Origin of the sequence: Escherichia sp. HH091_1A (assembly GCF_030295175.1) — a bacterium.
Lineage (GTDB): Bacteria > Pseudomonadota > Gammaproteobacteria > Enterobacterales > Enterobacteriaceae > Escherichia > Escherichia coli_F.
This window is the reverse complement of sequence record NZ_AP025748.1, coordinates 188,204-203,711: the sequence shown is the minus strand read 5'-3', so window position 1 is coordinate 203,711 and position 15,508 is coordinate 188,204. Positions and strand designations below refer to the sequence as shown.

Genomic DNA, 15,508 nt, shown 5'->3' with positions numbered 1-15,508 from the left:
AAAGATTGTGTGCAGGAAAAAGGGCTGTCGCAGAATCGGTTTCGTTCGTGCTTTCCGTCGGGCCGCACTTGCGCTTGCCGTATCAGCTGCTTTCTCCAGTGCCACAGGTATTGCAGGTGAAAAACTGGATATGTCCTTTATCCAGGGTGGTGCCGGGGTTAATCCGGAAGTCTGGGCAGCCCTGAACGGTAGCTATGTACCGGGGCGTTATCTGGTTGACCTGTCCCTGAACGGGAAGGAGGTCGGGAAACAGATACTGGATGTGACACCACAGGACAGTAATGAGCTGTGTCTGACAGAGGCATGGCTGACGAAGGCCGGGATTTACGTCAGTGCAGATTACTTTCGTGAGGGATATGATGCCACACGACGGTGCTATGTGCTGACAAAAGCCCCGTCAGTGAAGGTGGATTTTGATGTTTCCACCCAGAGTCTGGCACTGTCCATTCCCCAGAAAGGGCTGGTGAAGATGCCGGAGAATGTGGACTGGGATTACGGGACCAGTGCATTTCGCGTGAACTATAACGCGAACGCCAACACCGGCCGTAATAACACCTCGGCCTTTGGCTCAGCGGACCTGAAAGCCAATATCGGGCGCTGGGTGGTGAGTTCTTCTGCCACGGCCAGTGGCGGTGACAGCGGGGATAACTCCACCACGATAAACATGTTTACGGCCACCCGGGCCATCCGCGCACTGAGTGCGGACCTGGCGGTCGGGAAAACATCCACCGGGGACAGTCTGCTGGGCAGTACGGGAACGTACGGCGTGTCGCTGAGCCGGAACAACAGCATGAAGCCGGGCAATCTGGGGTATACCCCGGTGTTCAGCGGCATTGCGAACGGGATGTCGAGGGTGACGCTGACACAGAACGGGCGGTTGCTGCATTCGGAGATGGTGCCGGCGGGTCCGTTCTCCATCACGGATGTGCCGCTGTACACCAGTGGTGATGTGACCATGAAAATCACCGGAGAGGACGGGCGTGAACATGTGCAGAACTTCCCGCTGTCGGTGATGGCCGGGCAGTTAAGCCCGGGGCAGCACGAGTTCAGTGTGGCAGCCGGTTTGCCTGACGATGACAGTGACCTGAAAGGCGGTGTGTTTGCGGCGTCATACGGTTACGGTCTGGACGGGCTGACGCTGCGCACCGGGGGGGTGTTTAACCAGGACTGGCAGGGCGTCAGCGCCGGGGCTGTTCTGGGGCTGAGTTACCTGGGGGCGGTGTCTGCTGACGGGGCTTATGCCACGGCAAAATACCGTGACGGCAGCCGCAGCGGAAATAAGGTGCAGTTATCCTGGAGTAAACAACTGGAGATGACGAACACCGGACTGCGGGTGAGCTGGTCACGGCAGAGTGAGGAATATGAGGACATGTCCTCCTTTGACCCGACAGAGTTGTGGTCGCAGTCAAATCATGGTCGCCGGACGAAGGATGAATGGAATGCCGGTGTCAGTCAGCCGGTGGGTGGACTATTCAGTCTGTCGGTGTCCGGCTGGCAGCGGAGCTATTACCCCGCATCCATGACCGGGAGTTACCGGTACAGCGATGACAACGGTAAGGACACGGGGATTACCGGTACCCTGAGCACACAGATTAAGGGCGTCAGTCTTAACCTAGGCTGGTCCGGTTCACGGAACACCCGGGGAGAAAACAACTGGTCTGCATCGGCGTCAGTATCGGTACCGTTCACACTGTTTGACCGTCGCTATAGCAGCAGTACGTCGGTGAGTACGAGTAAAGACGGAGGCACTGGCTTCAGCGCCGGCGTGTCAGGCTCGCTGAATGACCGTTTCAGTTATGGTCTGGGCGGTGGGCGTGACAGCGGTGGTGGTATGAGCAGTTATCTGAATGCGTCGTACAGTGGTGACCGGGCTTATCTGAATGGTGCCCTGAACCACTCGCAGTCCGGCGGAACCAGTGGTTCTGTCTCGGTCAGCGGTTCGGTACTGGCCGTTCCGGCGGCGAAAGACATTATGTTCAGCCGCACGACCGGGGATACCGTGGCCGTGGTGAACGTGAAGGATACACCCGGAGTGAAGGTGACGTCCGGTGACGGACAGACTGACAGTGACGGCAACTTGGTGGTACCGCTGAACAGCTATGACTGGAACACGGTGACGATTGATGCGGGCACACTGCCGCTGAGCACCGAACTGACGAACACCAGTCAGAGGGTGGTGCCGACGGACAAGGCGGTGGTGTGGATGCCGTTTGATGCCCTGAAAGTTAAGCGTTACTTTCTGCAGGTGAAGCAGCGTGACGGTGAGTTTGTGCCAGGGGGAACCTGGGCACGTGACAGTAAGAACACACCGCTGGGCTTTGTAGCTAACAATGGTGTGCTGATGATTAACACGGTGGATGCGCCGGGGGATATCACCCTGGGCCAGTGCCGGATACCTGCGGTCAGACTGCAGGATACTGAGAAACTACAGGAGATTACGTGTGAGTAAGCGTAACGCAGTAACGACGTTTTTCACTAACCGGGTGACAAAAGCACTGGGAATGACTCTGGCGCTGATGATGACCTGTCAGAGTGCGGTGGCCTCCCTGGCGGCAGACCAGACCCGTTATATCTTTCGCGGGGACAAGGATGCACTGACCATCACGGTCACTAACAATGACAAGGAGCGTACCTTTGGTGGTCAGGCCTGGGTGGACAATATCGTGGAGAAGGACACCCGTCCGACTTTTGTGGTGACGCCGTCCTTCTTCAAGGTGAAGCCGAATGGTCAGCAGACACTGCGTATCATCATGGCCTCGGACCATCTGCCGAAGGATAAAGAGTCGGTGTACTGGCTGAATCTGCAGGATATTCCGCCGGCCCTGGAGGGAAGCGGTATTGCAGTGGCGCTGCGCACGAAGCTGAAACTGTTCTACCGCCCGAAGGCACTGCTTGAAGGCCGCAAGGGGGCAGAGGAAGGGCTAAGCCTGCAGAGCCGCCCGGATGGCAGGACCATGCTGGTGAACACCACGCCGTACATTTTTGCGATTGGCAGCCTGCTGGATGGAAACGGGAAGAAAATTGCCACGGATAATGAGACGGCACAGAAAATGCTGATGTTCATGCCGGGTGATGAAGTACGGGTTAAGGGGAATGTGGTTAAGGTTGCTTCACTGAACGATTACGGTGAACTGCAGACCTGGACAATTAACCAGAAAAAAACGCCAGCGACTTCCGAGCAGAAGGTATCTGATTCGCCGGTTAATTTGTCTGATAAAGCAGATAAAAAATAACCGCCCTCCGGAACACGGAGCAGAGGGGTAATAAATGAAGAAAACAATGATGGCAGTCGCCCTGGCCCTGAGTGCACTCAGTATTCAGTCAGCACTGGCCGCTGAATACAGCGAGAAAACGCAGTATCTGGGGGTGGTGAATGGTCAGGTGTCAGGTAACAGTGTTGTGAAGGTGACCCGCACACCGACAGACCCGGTGTTGTACCGGAGTGGAGACACGACGCCTCTTCCCGGCAGCCTGACCATCCGCAGCGCAGAGTCCAGGGCTGCATCAGGTGGCCTGACATATATCACGGTGAAGCAGACTCTGCCGGATAACGGGGAAGCCCGCATCACCCTGAAGACGGCCCTGATGGTTGACGGAAAGAGAGTGGCACTCAGTGCCAGACAGCAGGGTGAGGATGTGGTGATAGCCGTTCCGGAGGCACAGAAGCTGGTTGAGTTAAGAACGGATGCACCGGCAGAGCTGGAAGTCCCGGTCAGTTACCGGGGAAATCTGCAGATAGCGCTGCAGGTGGAAGACTGAGGATTCATCTCCGACAACAGATGCAATACATCCGTGACTCCGGAACGGGTCATATTGGTAAAGGGATTTACCGTATTTTTAAACGGGAATAACGTAAAGCTATTCTGAGTTAAACACAGTGTTTAATGAAATGCGGTTATTTAAATGAATCCGCAGGGGATAGTTTTGCGGTAATTCCGGAAAAATAAGGGTTACCGATTCAGTTTATTATTTATGAAATGTCAAGGTGATTATTTTATGAAAAAGACTCTGATTACACTAGCTGTGGCTGCAGCTGCGGCAGTATCTGGTTCAGTGATGGCTGCTGATTGGACGGAAGGTCAACCAGGTGACATTATTATTGGTGGCGAAATTACGTCATCATCTGTTAAGTGGCTATGGAAGACTGGAGATGGACTTTCATCTCTTAGTAATACTACAAATGAAATTGTTCAACGGAAGTTGAATATTTCTGTTCCAACGGATGAATTATTTTTAGCAGCGAAGATGAGTGATGGGGTTCAAGGTGTTTTCGCAGGGAATACACTCATTCCTAAGATCGAAATGGCATCTTATGATGGTAGTGTTATTATACCTAGTTTCACTTCAAATACAGCAATGGATATTGCTGTAAAAGTAAAAAACTCAGGTGATAATACTGAACTAGGGACTCTTTCTATTCCTTTGTCATTTGGTGCGGCAGTTGCAACTATTTTTGATGGCGATACTACTGATAGCGCTGTAGCGGATATTACCGGTGGTTCTGCTGGTACAGTATTTGAAGGGCTGGTTAATCCAGGTAGTGTTACTGATCAGAATATAGCCTATAAATGGAATGGACTCTCAAAAGCTGAAATGGCTGGTTATGTAGAAAAGTTAATGCCAGGGCAAAGTGCTTCAACCTCTTATACTGGTTACCACAATTGGAATGAGCTCACTCACGATAACTATACTTCTGCAAATAAAGCATCTTATCTCTCTTATGGATCTGGTGTTTCTGCAGGTAGTACTTTAGTTATGGATTTAAATAAGGATGTTGCGGGTCGACTTGAATGGGTGGCTCCAGTGACTATCACCGTTACTTATAGTTAATCATCTTTCTGCCCTTCCCTCTGTTTTATTTTCGGGGGGAAGGACGGTTGTTGGGGGCAGTGAGTGTTTGTCTGCATGCAACAGAGAAAATAATGATGAAAACAGTATGTCACTATAAATTTATTCTTTCAGCCATTATTTCGGTGGCTCTGTTTTATTCAGCAGCGCCACATGCAGATATTCTTGATGGTGGCGAAATTCAGTTTAATGGTTTTGTCACTGACGAAGCTCCCAAATGGACCTGGCAGATTAGTTCACCGGACCAGACCTGGGCAGTGGATACTGCTGATGCGCGAGCAGAGAATGGACAACTGGTTTTTAATTTGCGTGACAAAGGGCCCTTGCCGTTTCTGGAAGGGCATTTGTATGAGGTGGCTGAGCGCGGAGGTCCCGGATTCACGCCATTTATTACCTTCAGCAGTAACGGACAGCCTTTCACCGTAAAGGAAGGCAGTGGCACTACGGCACAACGTTTTCACGCCTCTGTCCCCGTGCGTGATCCGGAGACGGGAAATGTGTCAGGACAGCTTTCTTTCACCCTGAATCAGGGGATGGCAGTCAGTGCCGGCAGACAGGAAGACGGAGCATCCGTACCAGTCGGGATGTCGCTGGTCAGTGGGCAGAGCGTGACGGATGTACAGTCAGGAACGCTGCCACAGGGGCTGAAAGCCCGACTCTCTTCTCTGTTACTGATGAGTCAGAATTTTGGGAATGGCATGACTGCGGTGGATAACGGTCAGGTTATCAGTCAGGGGGTATTGGCTGACGGTCGCGTGATGAATCTTGCTGCGGCATATGCCTCTGTAGTATCGGATTTTGAACTGCGGTTACCGGCAGAGGGTACACCTGCAGCGTGGCAGGCGGGCCTGAATGTGACTGTCACAGTGCAGTGATGGTCGCAGGGGGAAATTAAGGAGAAAAAATGAAAAAGATGACGTTGATTCTATACACTGTCAGTCTCCTGCCTTCCTGTGTACTGGCTTGGAGTACGCCGGGAGAGGATTTCAGTGGAGAGCTGAATCTGGAAGGTTCGGTGACCAGCACCCGTAATCCATGGATGTGGAAAATCGGACAGGGGAATGAACGTCAGGAGGTTAAACTGAACAGCGGTGTTCGTGACGGTGGTCAAGGGATTCCGGTTGCACTACCAGAGATGACCGTTTTACTGGGAAAAACCACCCTGACCACATCGGCAGGACGAGAAGGGCTTTCACCCCGGGTCAGTTACGGAAAGGGCACTGAGGATTTTTCACTCGTCTGGACAGCACCTGGCATGGCGGAAGTGACGCTGCCTGTCACCGGAGATAATAATGTCCGGGAAGGTTCATTTATTTTCAGAATACAGGCGACCGGGGTATTGCGCCATGTGAAGGACGGACAGCCGGTGTATGTCGGCGTGTATGACGATCTGAATGCGAATGGTCTGCCTAGTGAAAGCAATTCTATGAAATTTTCTGATATTCCTGGGATTCTGCAGAAGATGTTCAGTGGCGAAGGCCCTAGCTGGCTGCAGACAATGACAGTCAGTGGTTATTCGGGCGTGAGTCATTTCAGTGATGCCTCCCTGCGTCAGATTGAAGGTGCATATGGCGCACAGACTGTGGCAGGCAGTGGTGAATTACGTCTGAACGGTGCGATGCCGGAACGCTGGCGGGTGTCACTGCCGGTAAGTATTGAGTACCAGTAATAAAGAGGACTGTCCGGTGCTGAATATTATTCATCGTCTGAAGTCCGGTATGTCTCCGGCTCTGTTTTTTCTGACTTCAGCCAGTGTGCTGGCACAACCTCTGATTATTCCACCGGGATACTGGCAGGAGGGAATGACTGTAGGCGTGACGGAATTCAGCGGCACGTTGTATGTTCCTGAGGTTTCCTGGCAGTGGCAGCCCTGCGCTGTGCGGATGAGTACATCAGACGCCGTGCAGGTTGGTCTGACAACGGGTAAAAGTGGAATGGTCAGTGAAAGCCGGACAGGGCAGGATTTTTATATTCTTGGCGGGCATACAGCATCACTGACAACCGCCCGTCCGGGGCTGCAGCCGTCAGTGACATTGCTTCAGGTGACACCGTCATCCCCCCGTATTGCGGCCCGGGGAGAACTCGCCCAAGGGCAGGTGCGTTACGGGGAAATCACGTTTACGATGCGCCATCTTCTGGCATGGCAGGACAATATCACTGCCGGCCAGGGCTGGAGCGTGGTCAGTGGAGAGGTGACGCCGGGGGCCGAAAAGCAGGTGAAACGCCAGTTATGGCAGGTGAACGGCTATGAATGGACCCCGGACTATGGCGGGTTAACCGCACGTCCTGATGCGTTTATTTCAGAGGCAGAGTCGCTGTTGTCACAGGAGAATGGCAGACAACATATTGCCGGTGCATGGGTGACATCCCTGAGTGATGTGCGGGTGAATTTCCCCGGTGCTGAGGAGCCGGTAAAACGCTGGCAGGGGAATCTAACTCCGGTGGTGGTGTACTTCTAATAAGGAGGGGAGCGTGGTACCGATGTTGTAGGTGGTCGGTGCCCGTTCCTTCATTACCTGTATAGCATTCCTGGTGCTGATAGTGATAATGTTCTGTGTGGTATTGATGTGGTAAATGTTGTAAGTGTAAGACAAAAAATTCTGCTGACTGGAACCTGCTGGTATGAGTTGACAGGGCTATGGAGCCTGTTATCAGACTGTGGATACGACGTTTACCGTGTGCCACTGGGATATACTTGTTCCCGGGAGGGCTGGGATCTGATTATTGTGGCGCTAAGTGCAGAGCCTGTTGCGGGATGGGGGCGTCATTTATCCATGATATGTGAAGTGAGGGCGGAAATGTCCGGTGAAATGCTGGTTCTGGTGCCGGAAAGGCTGGAGATGCTGAAGGTGTTACGAAATATCTGCCCGGTGTACAGCGGATGCATGCCTTTGTCGGACCTGGAAAGAACTGTGCGCATGGCACTGAACATAAATCCATTACGTGCTGGTAAATTCCGTCTGACCTCCGGACAGAGACTGGCACTGAAACGCCTTTCTGGGAGAGGAAGAGTCCGTCCTCTGAACCAGAGTGAGCGAGGTCTGTACTGGCATTACGCCCGGCTGGCAGAGAATGTGGGGGTGAGAGATTTCAAAATGCTACTGATGACCGGGCTGGACAAGGAGGTTCATAAAATGGAGAAACCGCAGTATAGACAGTGATTTTGTATCCTCAGAGAGACGGCTCCGTGTGCTTAGTAACGGGAAGTTTGAACCTGATCTTATCCAGCAATAGTGGACTCGCGGCTAAGAAAGAGACGTTACCTGCCACGGAGCGGACAGGTTGAGAATATGAATGCAGAGGGACTATTCGTCCATGGCGGTGACCTATGGCGATTAAATACACCAATATCATTGCCTTCAGCTATCACAACAAGGGAAGACCCGTATAACAACAATAGAATTGATGTGCTTATTATCAATTCTTACGATAAGAATTATAAGCAACTATTACAAGTTACATTCGTGATTATTGTTTTGATATTGATACTTGTGTAGATGTGTAAATATAATGCCTGTTCGGTAATGATATTAATTTATACGATATGATTTCATAAGGTCAGTTAGGGTGTTGTATGAAATTAAAATATCTATCTTGTTTAATTTTTGCATCTCTTTCATTGGGAGCATCTCCTGTATCAGCAGAAAATAACTCCATTCTTTATTTTAATAAAACGCAACCAGCTAATGACTTGCAGGGGTCATTAGCTGCTAGGGTTCAGTTTGCCCAGAGCCAGATTTTGCCTGCTCATATAAAAGAAGGCGATCGGCAGCCACATCTAACAGGTTTACGTAAGAGTCTGTTGCTGGTGCAACCATTGCAAGCTAACTATGAAACGACTATGCAAGTAGAAGCTCGTGATGGTAATAACAAACTTCTCGGTACGTTGAAGCTTTCTCCTCCTTCGGAGCTACCAGATACCTTCTACCATTTGGAGGGGGTTCCGGAAGAGGGCATAGATTTCACTCCCATAAATGACTCGTCTAAAATACTTAATAATGTAGCTGAAGTGAACAAACTTAGCGATACCAATGGCTCATCAATCAAGGCATATTTGGCAGATAATGCTTTGGTCCAGATCCATACTGCAAATGGTCGTTGGGTACAGAGCATCTATCTTCCACAAGGTGCTGAACTGGAAGGCAAGATGGTACGCCTTATTTCCAATGCTAGCTATAACTCAACTATTTATTACGGCGAAAGGCAGGTTACCATTTCCCATGGCCAGACTTTACAGTTCAAATTTGTAAACGGCCAGTGGTTCCGGGATGGGGAGTTGGAGAATAACCGCATTGTCTACGCGCCTGATACCTGGAGTACAGAGTTACCTGCGGAGTGGATCAAACCGGGTCTAAATCTGTTGTTTAAACAGGGCAATCTAACCGGTCAACTGAGCGATATTAAGGTAGGGGCGCCAGGTGAGCTGCTGTTACATACAATTGATATTGGGATGTTAACCACGCCTCGTGATCGTTTTGCGTTTGCCAAAGACGAAGAGGCACATCGTGAATATTTCCAGACGATCCCGGCCAGCCGGATGATCGTCAACAATTATGCACCTCTTCATTTGAAGGAAGTCATGCTACCAACCGGTACATTGTTGACTGATGCTGATCCTGGTAATGGGGGATGGCATGAAGGTACTATGCGACAAAGTATTGGTAAGGAGCTGATCTCGCATGGTATTGATAATGCCAACTACGGCATTAACAGCACCGCAGGTTCAGGGGAGAACAGCCATCCTTATGTGGTTGCTCAATTGGCTGCGCATAATAGCCGTGGTAATTACGCGAATGGAATACAGGTACATGGCGGTTCTGGTGGCGGTGGGATTGTCACTTTAGACTCTAGTCTGGGTAATGAATTTAGCCATGAAGTCGGCCACAACTATGGGCTCGGTCATTTTGTCGGCGGTTTCTCGGGATCCGTTCATCGTAGCGCCGATCAGAACAACTCTACCTGGGGTTGGGATAGCGATAAAAAACGTTTTATCCCTAACTTTTATCCGAACCGTACGAATGAGAAAAATTGCCTGAATGATCAGTGTCAGGAACCATTCGATGGTCACAAGTTCGGTTCCGATTCAATGGCGTCCGGCAGTCCTTTTTCCAATGCTAACCGCTTCACCATGTATACGCCAAATTCAGCATCTATTATTCAGAGCTTCTTTGAAAACAAGGCTGTGTTCGACAGCCGTTCCTCTACGGGTTTTAGCAAATGGAATGCCGAAACTGCGCAAATGGAACCCTATCAACACACTGTTAACCGAGTTGAGCAAATCACGGCCCCGGTCAACGATTTGAGCGCAAGCAAAGTCGCTGAGTTGATGACGGAGTATCAGGTTGTCAACGTGAATATGAGGAATGGCTATTGGACACAGCATATATATATACCTGACGCCTCCAGTGATAATAAAGGACGTATTCTGACCATTAACCACCAAGCCAATTATAGAAGTTCTCTTCATATTAACGGTGGAACGATTTTGGTTTCTAAAGGGTATAAGAAGAGTTTTACTTCCGATGGCGAAACATGGAAAGAAAGTGACGTGATTGATACCCGGGAAGCTCGTAAGCCAGAACAGTTTGGCGTACCGGTGACTACACTGGTGGGGTATTACGATCCAAAAAACACATTGTCTAGCTACATCTATCCTGCACTGCATGGCGCTTATGGCTTCACCTATCCTGATGACAGTGCGAATTTGCAAGATAGTGACTGCCAGTTACAGGTAGAGACCCAAAATGGACAATTGAGATTCAAATTGGCTAACCAGCGTGCTAACAGCTCGGTTATGAATAAGTTCCACATCAACGTACCGACCGAAAGTCAGCCAACGCATGTCACGTTAGTATGTAATGGTCAAACCTTGACTGAGAAAGAACTTTCAGCTGCACCAGCAGGTCTGACTTATACCGTCAATGGCCGGGCAATTCCAGCCAAAGAAAACGAGGGGTGTATTATATCAGCCAGCTCAGGTCAGCGTTATTGTCTCCCTGTCGGTAAGCGTTCAGGATATCGCCTACCTGAATGGATTATTGGTCATGAAGTATATGTTGATAGTGGAGCTAAAGCGAAAGTACTTTTATCTGACTGGGATAATTTGTCATATAACAGGATTGGTGAATTTGTTGGTAGTGTTAGCCCAGGGGAAATGAAAAAAGTAAAAGCTTGGAACGGGCAATATCTCGACTTTAGTAAACCAAGATCGATGAGAGTTGTAAGTAATTAATCTAATATCGGTGTGACCTTACCATCGGTCGCACCGATTACTGAATTTACACAATCTGCATAATGGCAAGATAAATATTCAGGATTGTATTTTGTTATTTTGTACTGTACCAAGGAATAGTAACTTTATTAATGAAAGATATCGCACTTAAAATGCTGAGTCCTACCTGGCTTTTGTGCGTGGTTTTGCTCATGGTTGGTTATCAACTGGTTATTGTTATTTGCCAATTTTGGACGACTGATGAAAAACCAATAGTTAGTTTATCCCCTGTTATCGCACCACAAGCGACGGTGACTAATAACAAAATGGGGGAGACATTTCAGTTCGATTTATTTGGTATGGCGTCTTCGCCAACAGAGATTACTGAGCAAGATGCGCAATCTTCTATGCACAATGCACCACAATCAATGCTTAATATTGACGTGTCAGGGATAGTTTCCAGTTCGAAGGCTGAAAACTCTATTGCTATTATTGTTAATGATAATCATCAGGTTAGCGTGGGAGTGGGTGAAAGGGTGCCGGGATACGATGCTACTATTACCGATATCTTTAAAGATTATATCATCATTAAATATCAGGGAAGAAATGAGACTCTGTTTCTTAATTTCGACAAACCTACTAAAAATAACGTCAATGATAGTTCAAAGCACGGTGAAATTTCCGCACGTGTGGCATATCAACCAAAAAATATTTTTGATTTTGTTAATATTTCACCTGTCATGGTGAGTAATAAACTTAATGGCTATCGGCTGAATCCCGGTAAGGATAGTAAATTATTCTATCATGTCGGATTACAGGATGACGATTTGGCTGTGTCATTAAATGGCTCTGATCTGCGTGATTCCAAACAGTCCCAGCAAATAATGGAACAATTGCCAGAGCTTACAGAAATAAAAATTACTGTCGAACGTGATGGTCAGTTGCATGATGTATTTATTGCTGTGGGAGGCGGGGAGTAAGTGGTTAGCAAATGGTTAAATGGGTGCTTACCAATTTTCGTATTCGTGATAACATTATTTAGCTCTTCATTAGGATGGAGCGCAGAATTTTCTGCCAGTTTTAAAGGGACTGATATTCAGGAGTTTATTAATACAGTCAGCAAGAATCTGAAGAAAACCGTCATCATTGATCCTGACGTACAAGGCACAATAACCGTGCGCAGTTACGATATGTTAAATGAAGAACAGTATTATCAGTTCTTTCTTAGCGTATTAGATGTTTATGGTTTTGCTGTCATCGATATGCATAACGGTATTCTTAAAGTTGTGCGTTCAAAAGATGCCAAAATGGCGGCAGTACCGGTAGCCAGTGACGCTGAACCGGGGAGCGGGGATGAGGTTGTGACTCGTGTGGTCCCCGTGAAGAATGTGGCGGCAAGAGATTTAGCTCCTCTACTGCGGCAGCTCAATGATAGCGCTGGCGCTGGTAGTGTTACGCATTATGAGCCTTCCAATGTCCTGTTAATGACAGGACGTGCGGCGGTAATCAAACGGCTGATGGAGATCGTCGAGCGGGTGGACAATGTAGGCAATCGTAGTGTTGTCACTGTACCGCTTGCATACGCTTCGGCAACAGAAGTGGTCAAAATGATTACTGAGTTGACTAAAGATACCAGTAAGTCGGCGATGCCAGCTTGGATGACGGCTAATCTGGTTGCCGATGAACGGACAAATTCAGTGTTAATTAGCGGGGAGCCAGGCGCTCGCCAGCGTATTGTCGCCATGATTAACCAACTGGATCGGGAACAGAAAGTTCAGGGAAATACCAAGGTGATATACCTGAAATATGCGAAAGCGAAAGATTTGGTGGAAGTGCTAACAGGCGTCAGCAATAGCATTGGAAATGATCAAAAAAAGAGCAATCCAATAAGTGCTCTGCGTAAAGGGGTCACTATCAAGTCCCATGAGCAAACCAACTCACTGCTCCTGACAGGGGCTCCCGATGTCATGCGCGACCTTGAAAACGTGATTGCACAGTTGGATATTCGCCGTCCACAAGTACTGGTAGAAGCGATTATTGCCGAAGTACAAGATGCTGATGGCCTCAATTTAGGCATCCAGTGGGCGAATAAGCAGGTAGGGGTAATGCAATTTACTAACACAGGTTTACCCATCACGACTGTTACACAAGCAAGTCAAAACGGCTCGTCTGATAAGGACCAGAACACAGCGATAAGTAGTTTCAATGGTATTGCTGCCGGATTTTATCACGGAAACTGGGCGATGCTGCTAACAGCTCTTTCCACAAGCAGCAAGAACGATATTCTCGCGACGCCGAGTATTGTCACTCTAGATAACATGGAAGCGACGTTTAATGTCGGCCAAGAAGTACCCGTGTTGTCAGGTTCACAGACCACATCAGGGGACAATATTTTTAATACTGTGGAACGTAAAACGGTAGGGATCAAACTGAAGGTAAAACCCCAAATTAACGAAGGTGATTCGGTATTACTGGAGATAGAGCAAGAGGTTTCTGGTGTCGCAGAAACCGCCGCAAGCAGTACAAGTAACTTAGGGGCAACCTTCAATACCAGAACTGTCACTAATGCCATGCTGGTGGGTAATGGCGAAACGGTTGTTGTCGGTGGATTGCTGGATAAATCCATTAAGGGTAGCGAGAGCCGAGTGCCGTTGCTGGGTGATATTCCCGTGCTGGGGCATCTATTCCGAGCTAAAAGTGAGCATGTTGCTAAACGTAACCTGATGCTGTTTATTCGGCCATCTATTATTCGCGAAGGTGATGAGTTCCGCCGTGCGTCAGTGGATAAATACCGATCGTTTAATCAAGAGCAGGTGCAGTCGCGTGGCAATGGAGCTAATGAACTGACATTAAATGAGGATCAACTCAAATTGCAGCCAGAGCAAGACAATACGACGTTTAAGCAAGTAAAAGCGGCGATCGGCTCATTTTATCCGCAGGAGGCACCATGAGCAAGCAGCCACTGAATCCGATTGAATCACGGCCCCCCTTACCTTTTACCTATTCACGTTCACAAAGGATTTTACTGTTGCGTGAGGCTGGTGGTAACCGGGTGCTGTGTATGGAGGATACCCCGGCCAGTGCATTACTTGAGGTGCGCAGGGTAGCCGGAGGCGATCTGACGGTCACGACAGTTCCCGCGGAAGAGTTTGAAAAACAGTTAGTGAGCAGTTATCAGCGCGATTCTGATGAGGCGCGGCAGATGATGGCGGATATTGGTAACGAAATGGATTTTTACACTCTCGCGGAGGAGATGCCGGACAGTGACGATTTATTGGATGCCGATGATGACGCGCCAATTATCCGTTTGATTAACGCCATGCTGACCGAGGCAATCAAAGATAAAGCCTCTGATATTCATATTGAAACCTACGAATGTCATTTGCAAGTTCGTTTTCGCATTGACGGGGGGTTGCGTGAGATCCTTCGTTTGCAACGCAGCTTGGCGTCGTTACTGATTTCACGCATCAAAGTCATGGCAAAGTTAGATATTGCCGAAAAGCGAATCCCCCAGGATGGTCGCATGGTATTGCGTATCGGCGGCAGAGCGGTTGATGTGCGCGTGTCTACTTTACCTTCCAACTACGGTGAGCGCATTGTGATTCGTTTACTGGATAAAAATAGCGTCAGCCTTGATCTTGCTACGCTTGGGATGTCACCACAAAACCAGTGCCACATTGACGAACTGCTCCAACGACCACACGGCATTATCCTGGTAACCGGGCCAACCGGTTCAGGCAAAAGCACCACCCTGTATGCCGCACTAAGCCGGTTGAATGCTAGGGTACGTAACATCATGACGGTCGAAGATCCAATTGAATATGAACTTGAATGTGTCAGTCAGACACAAGTTAATCCTAAAGTTGATATGACCTTTGCCCGTAGCCTGCGCGCTATTTTACGTCAAGACCCGGACGTGGTGCTGGTTGGCGAGATCCGAGATAGTGAGACAGCCCAGATTGCGATTCAGGCATCGTTGACCGGACATCTGGTGCTTTCTACGTTACATACCAATAGTGCGACAGGGGCGTTGTCACGTCTTCAGGATATGGGCATTCCCCCCTTCCTGCTCTCCACATCATTGCTGGCGGTGCTGGCCCAGCGATTAGTTCGTACTTTGTGTCCAGATTGTCGTCAGCCGTATCTGGTCGATGCCAGTCTGGCGAAAGTCATGAATATTCCTGTAGGTACAACAATCTGGCAGCCAAAAGGGTGTCAGCAATGTTGTTTTACTGGATATCGCGGACGTACCGGGATTCACGAGCTGCTACTGATCAATGAGCGTGTAAGGGACGCTATCTATAGAGGTGAAAGTGAGCTGAGTATCGCCCGCCTGTTAGGGAGCAGCTATGTGACGTTGCGTAGCGATGGGCGTCAAAAAGTGCTGGCGGGGGAGACCAGTTGGGAAGAAGTGGTGCGCGTGACTGAAAATCAAGCGTAGGAAGAGAG

12 protein-coding genes are annotated in these 15,508 nt (G+C 49.1%); all 12 read left to right on the top strand.

What is annotated here, in order from left to right; translation table 11 throughout:
• The first annotated feature begins 7 nt into the window (after positions 1-7).
• Positions 8-2,449 carry a F4 (K88) fimbrial usher FaeD gene (faeD, locus tag QUF14_RS28325; RefSeq protein WP_374756954.1) on the top strand — a complete coding sequence of 814 codons (2,442 nt, stop codon included), beginning with the start codon at positions 8-10 and terminating at the stop codon, positions 2,447-2,449.
• Positions 2,442-3,233, top strand: coding sequence for a F4 (K88) fimbrial chaperone FaeE (gene faeE, locus QUF14_RS28320; protein ID WP_000044495.1), 792 nt, complete (start codon positions 2,442-2,444; stop codon positions 3,231-3,233). Before faeD ends, faeE begins: the two co-directional genes overlap by 8 nt.
• A gap of 34 nt (positions 3,234-3,267) precedes the next feature.
• Positions 3,268-3,759: a F4 (K88) fimbria minor subunit FaeF gene (gene faeF / locus QUF14_RS28315; protein ID WP_000753471.1), complete on the top strand. Its 492-nt coding sequence runs from the start codon at positions 3,268-3,270 to the stop codon at positions 3,757-3,759.
• Positions 3,760-3,996: 237 nt separating this feature from the next.
• Complete coding sequence (gene fim41a / locus QUF14_RS28310; protein ID WP_040091216.1) at positions 3,997-4,830, top strand: fimbrial adhesin F41 protein Fim41a; 834 nt, start codon at positions 3,997-3,999, stop codon at positions 4,828-4,830.
• Between the two features lie 95 nt (positions 4,831-4,925).
• A complete protein-coding gene (faeH, locus tag QUF14_RS28305) occupies positions 4,926-5,723 on the top strand; it encodes a F4 (K88) fimbria minor subunit FaeH (RefSeq protein WP_000859341.1) in 798 nt (265 codons plus the stop codon).
• 29 nt (positions 5,724-5,752) lie between these two features.
• Positions 5,753-6,517 carry a F4 (K88) fimbria minor subunit FaeI gene (gene faeI / locus QUF14_RS28300; protein WP_000738847.1) on the top strand — a complete coding sequence of 255 codons (765 nt, stop codon included), beginning with the start codon at positions 5,753-5,755 and terminating at the stop codon, positions 6,515-6,517.
• A gap of 16 nt (positions 6,518-6,533) precedes the next feature.
• The gene (gene faeJ, locus QUF14_RS28295; protein WP_024211960.1) at positions 6,534-7,307 is read left to right on the top strand and encodes a F4 (K88) fimbria accessory protein FaeJ; all 774 of its coding nucleotides are present in this window, start codon (positions 6,534-6,536) and stop codon (positions 7,305-7,307) included.
• 66 nt (positions 7,308-7,373) lie between these two features.
• Positions 7,374-8,009, top strand: coding sequence for a hypothetical protein (locus QUF14_RS28290; RefSeq protein ID WP_024211961.1), 636 nt, complete (start codon positions 7,374-7,376; stop codon positions 8,007-8,009).
• 413 nt (positions 8,010-8,422) lie between these two features.
• A complete protein-coding gene (locus QUF14_RS28285; protein WP_024211962.1) occupies positions 8,423-11,080 on the top strand; it encodes a M66 family metalloprotease in 2,658 nt (885 codons plus the stop codon).
• Between the two features lie 131 nt (positions 11,081-11,211).
• Positions 11,212-12,039 carry a type II secretion system protein GspC gene (gene gspC / locus QUF14_RS28280; RefSeq protein WP_000651541.1) on the top strand — a complete coding sequence of 276 codons (828 nt, stop codon included), beginning with the start codon at positions 11,212-11,214 and terminating at the stop codon, positions 12,037-12,039.
• The gene (gene gspD, locus QUF14_RS28275; protein ID WP_000253903.1) at positions 12,040-14,010 is read left to right on the top strand and encodes a type II secretion system secretin GspD; all 1,971 of its coding nucleotides are present in this window, start codon (positions 12,040-12,042) and stop codon (positions 14,008-14,010) included.
• Positions 14,007-15,500, top strand: a complete 1,494-nt coding sequence (gene gspE / locus QUF14_RS28270; RefSeq protein WP_000043378.1) for a type II secretion system ATPase GspE — start codon at positions 14,007-14,009, stop codon at positions 15,498-15,500. The genes gspD and gspE overlap by 4 nt, the downstream gene beginning before the upstream one ends.
• Positions 15,501-15,508: the final 8 nt, after the last annotated feature.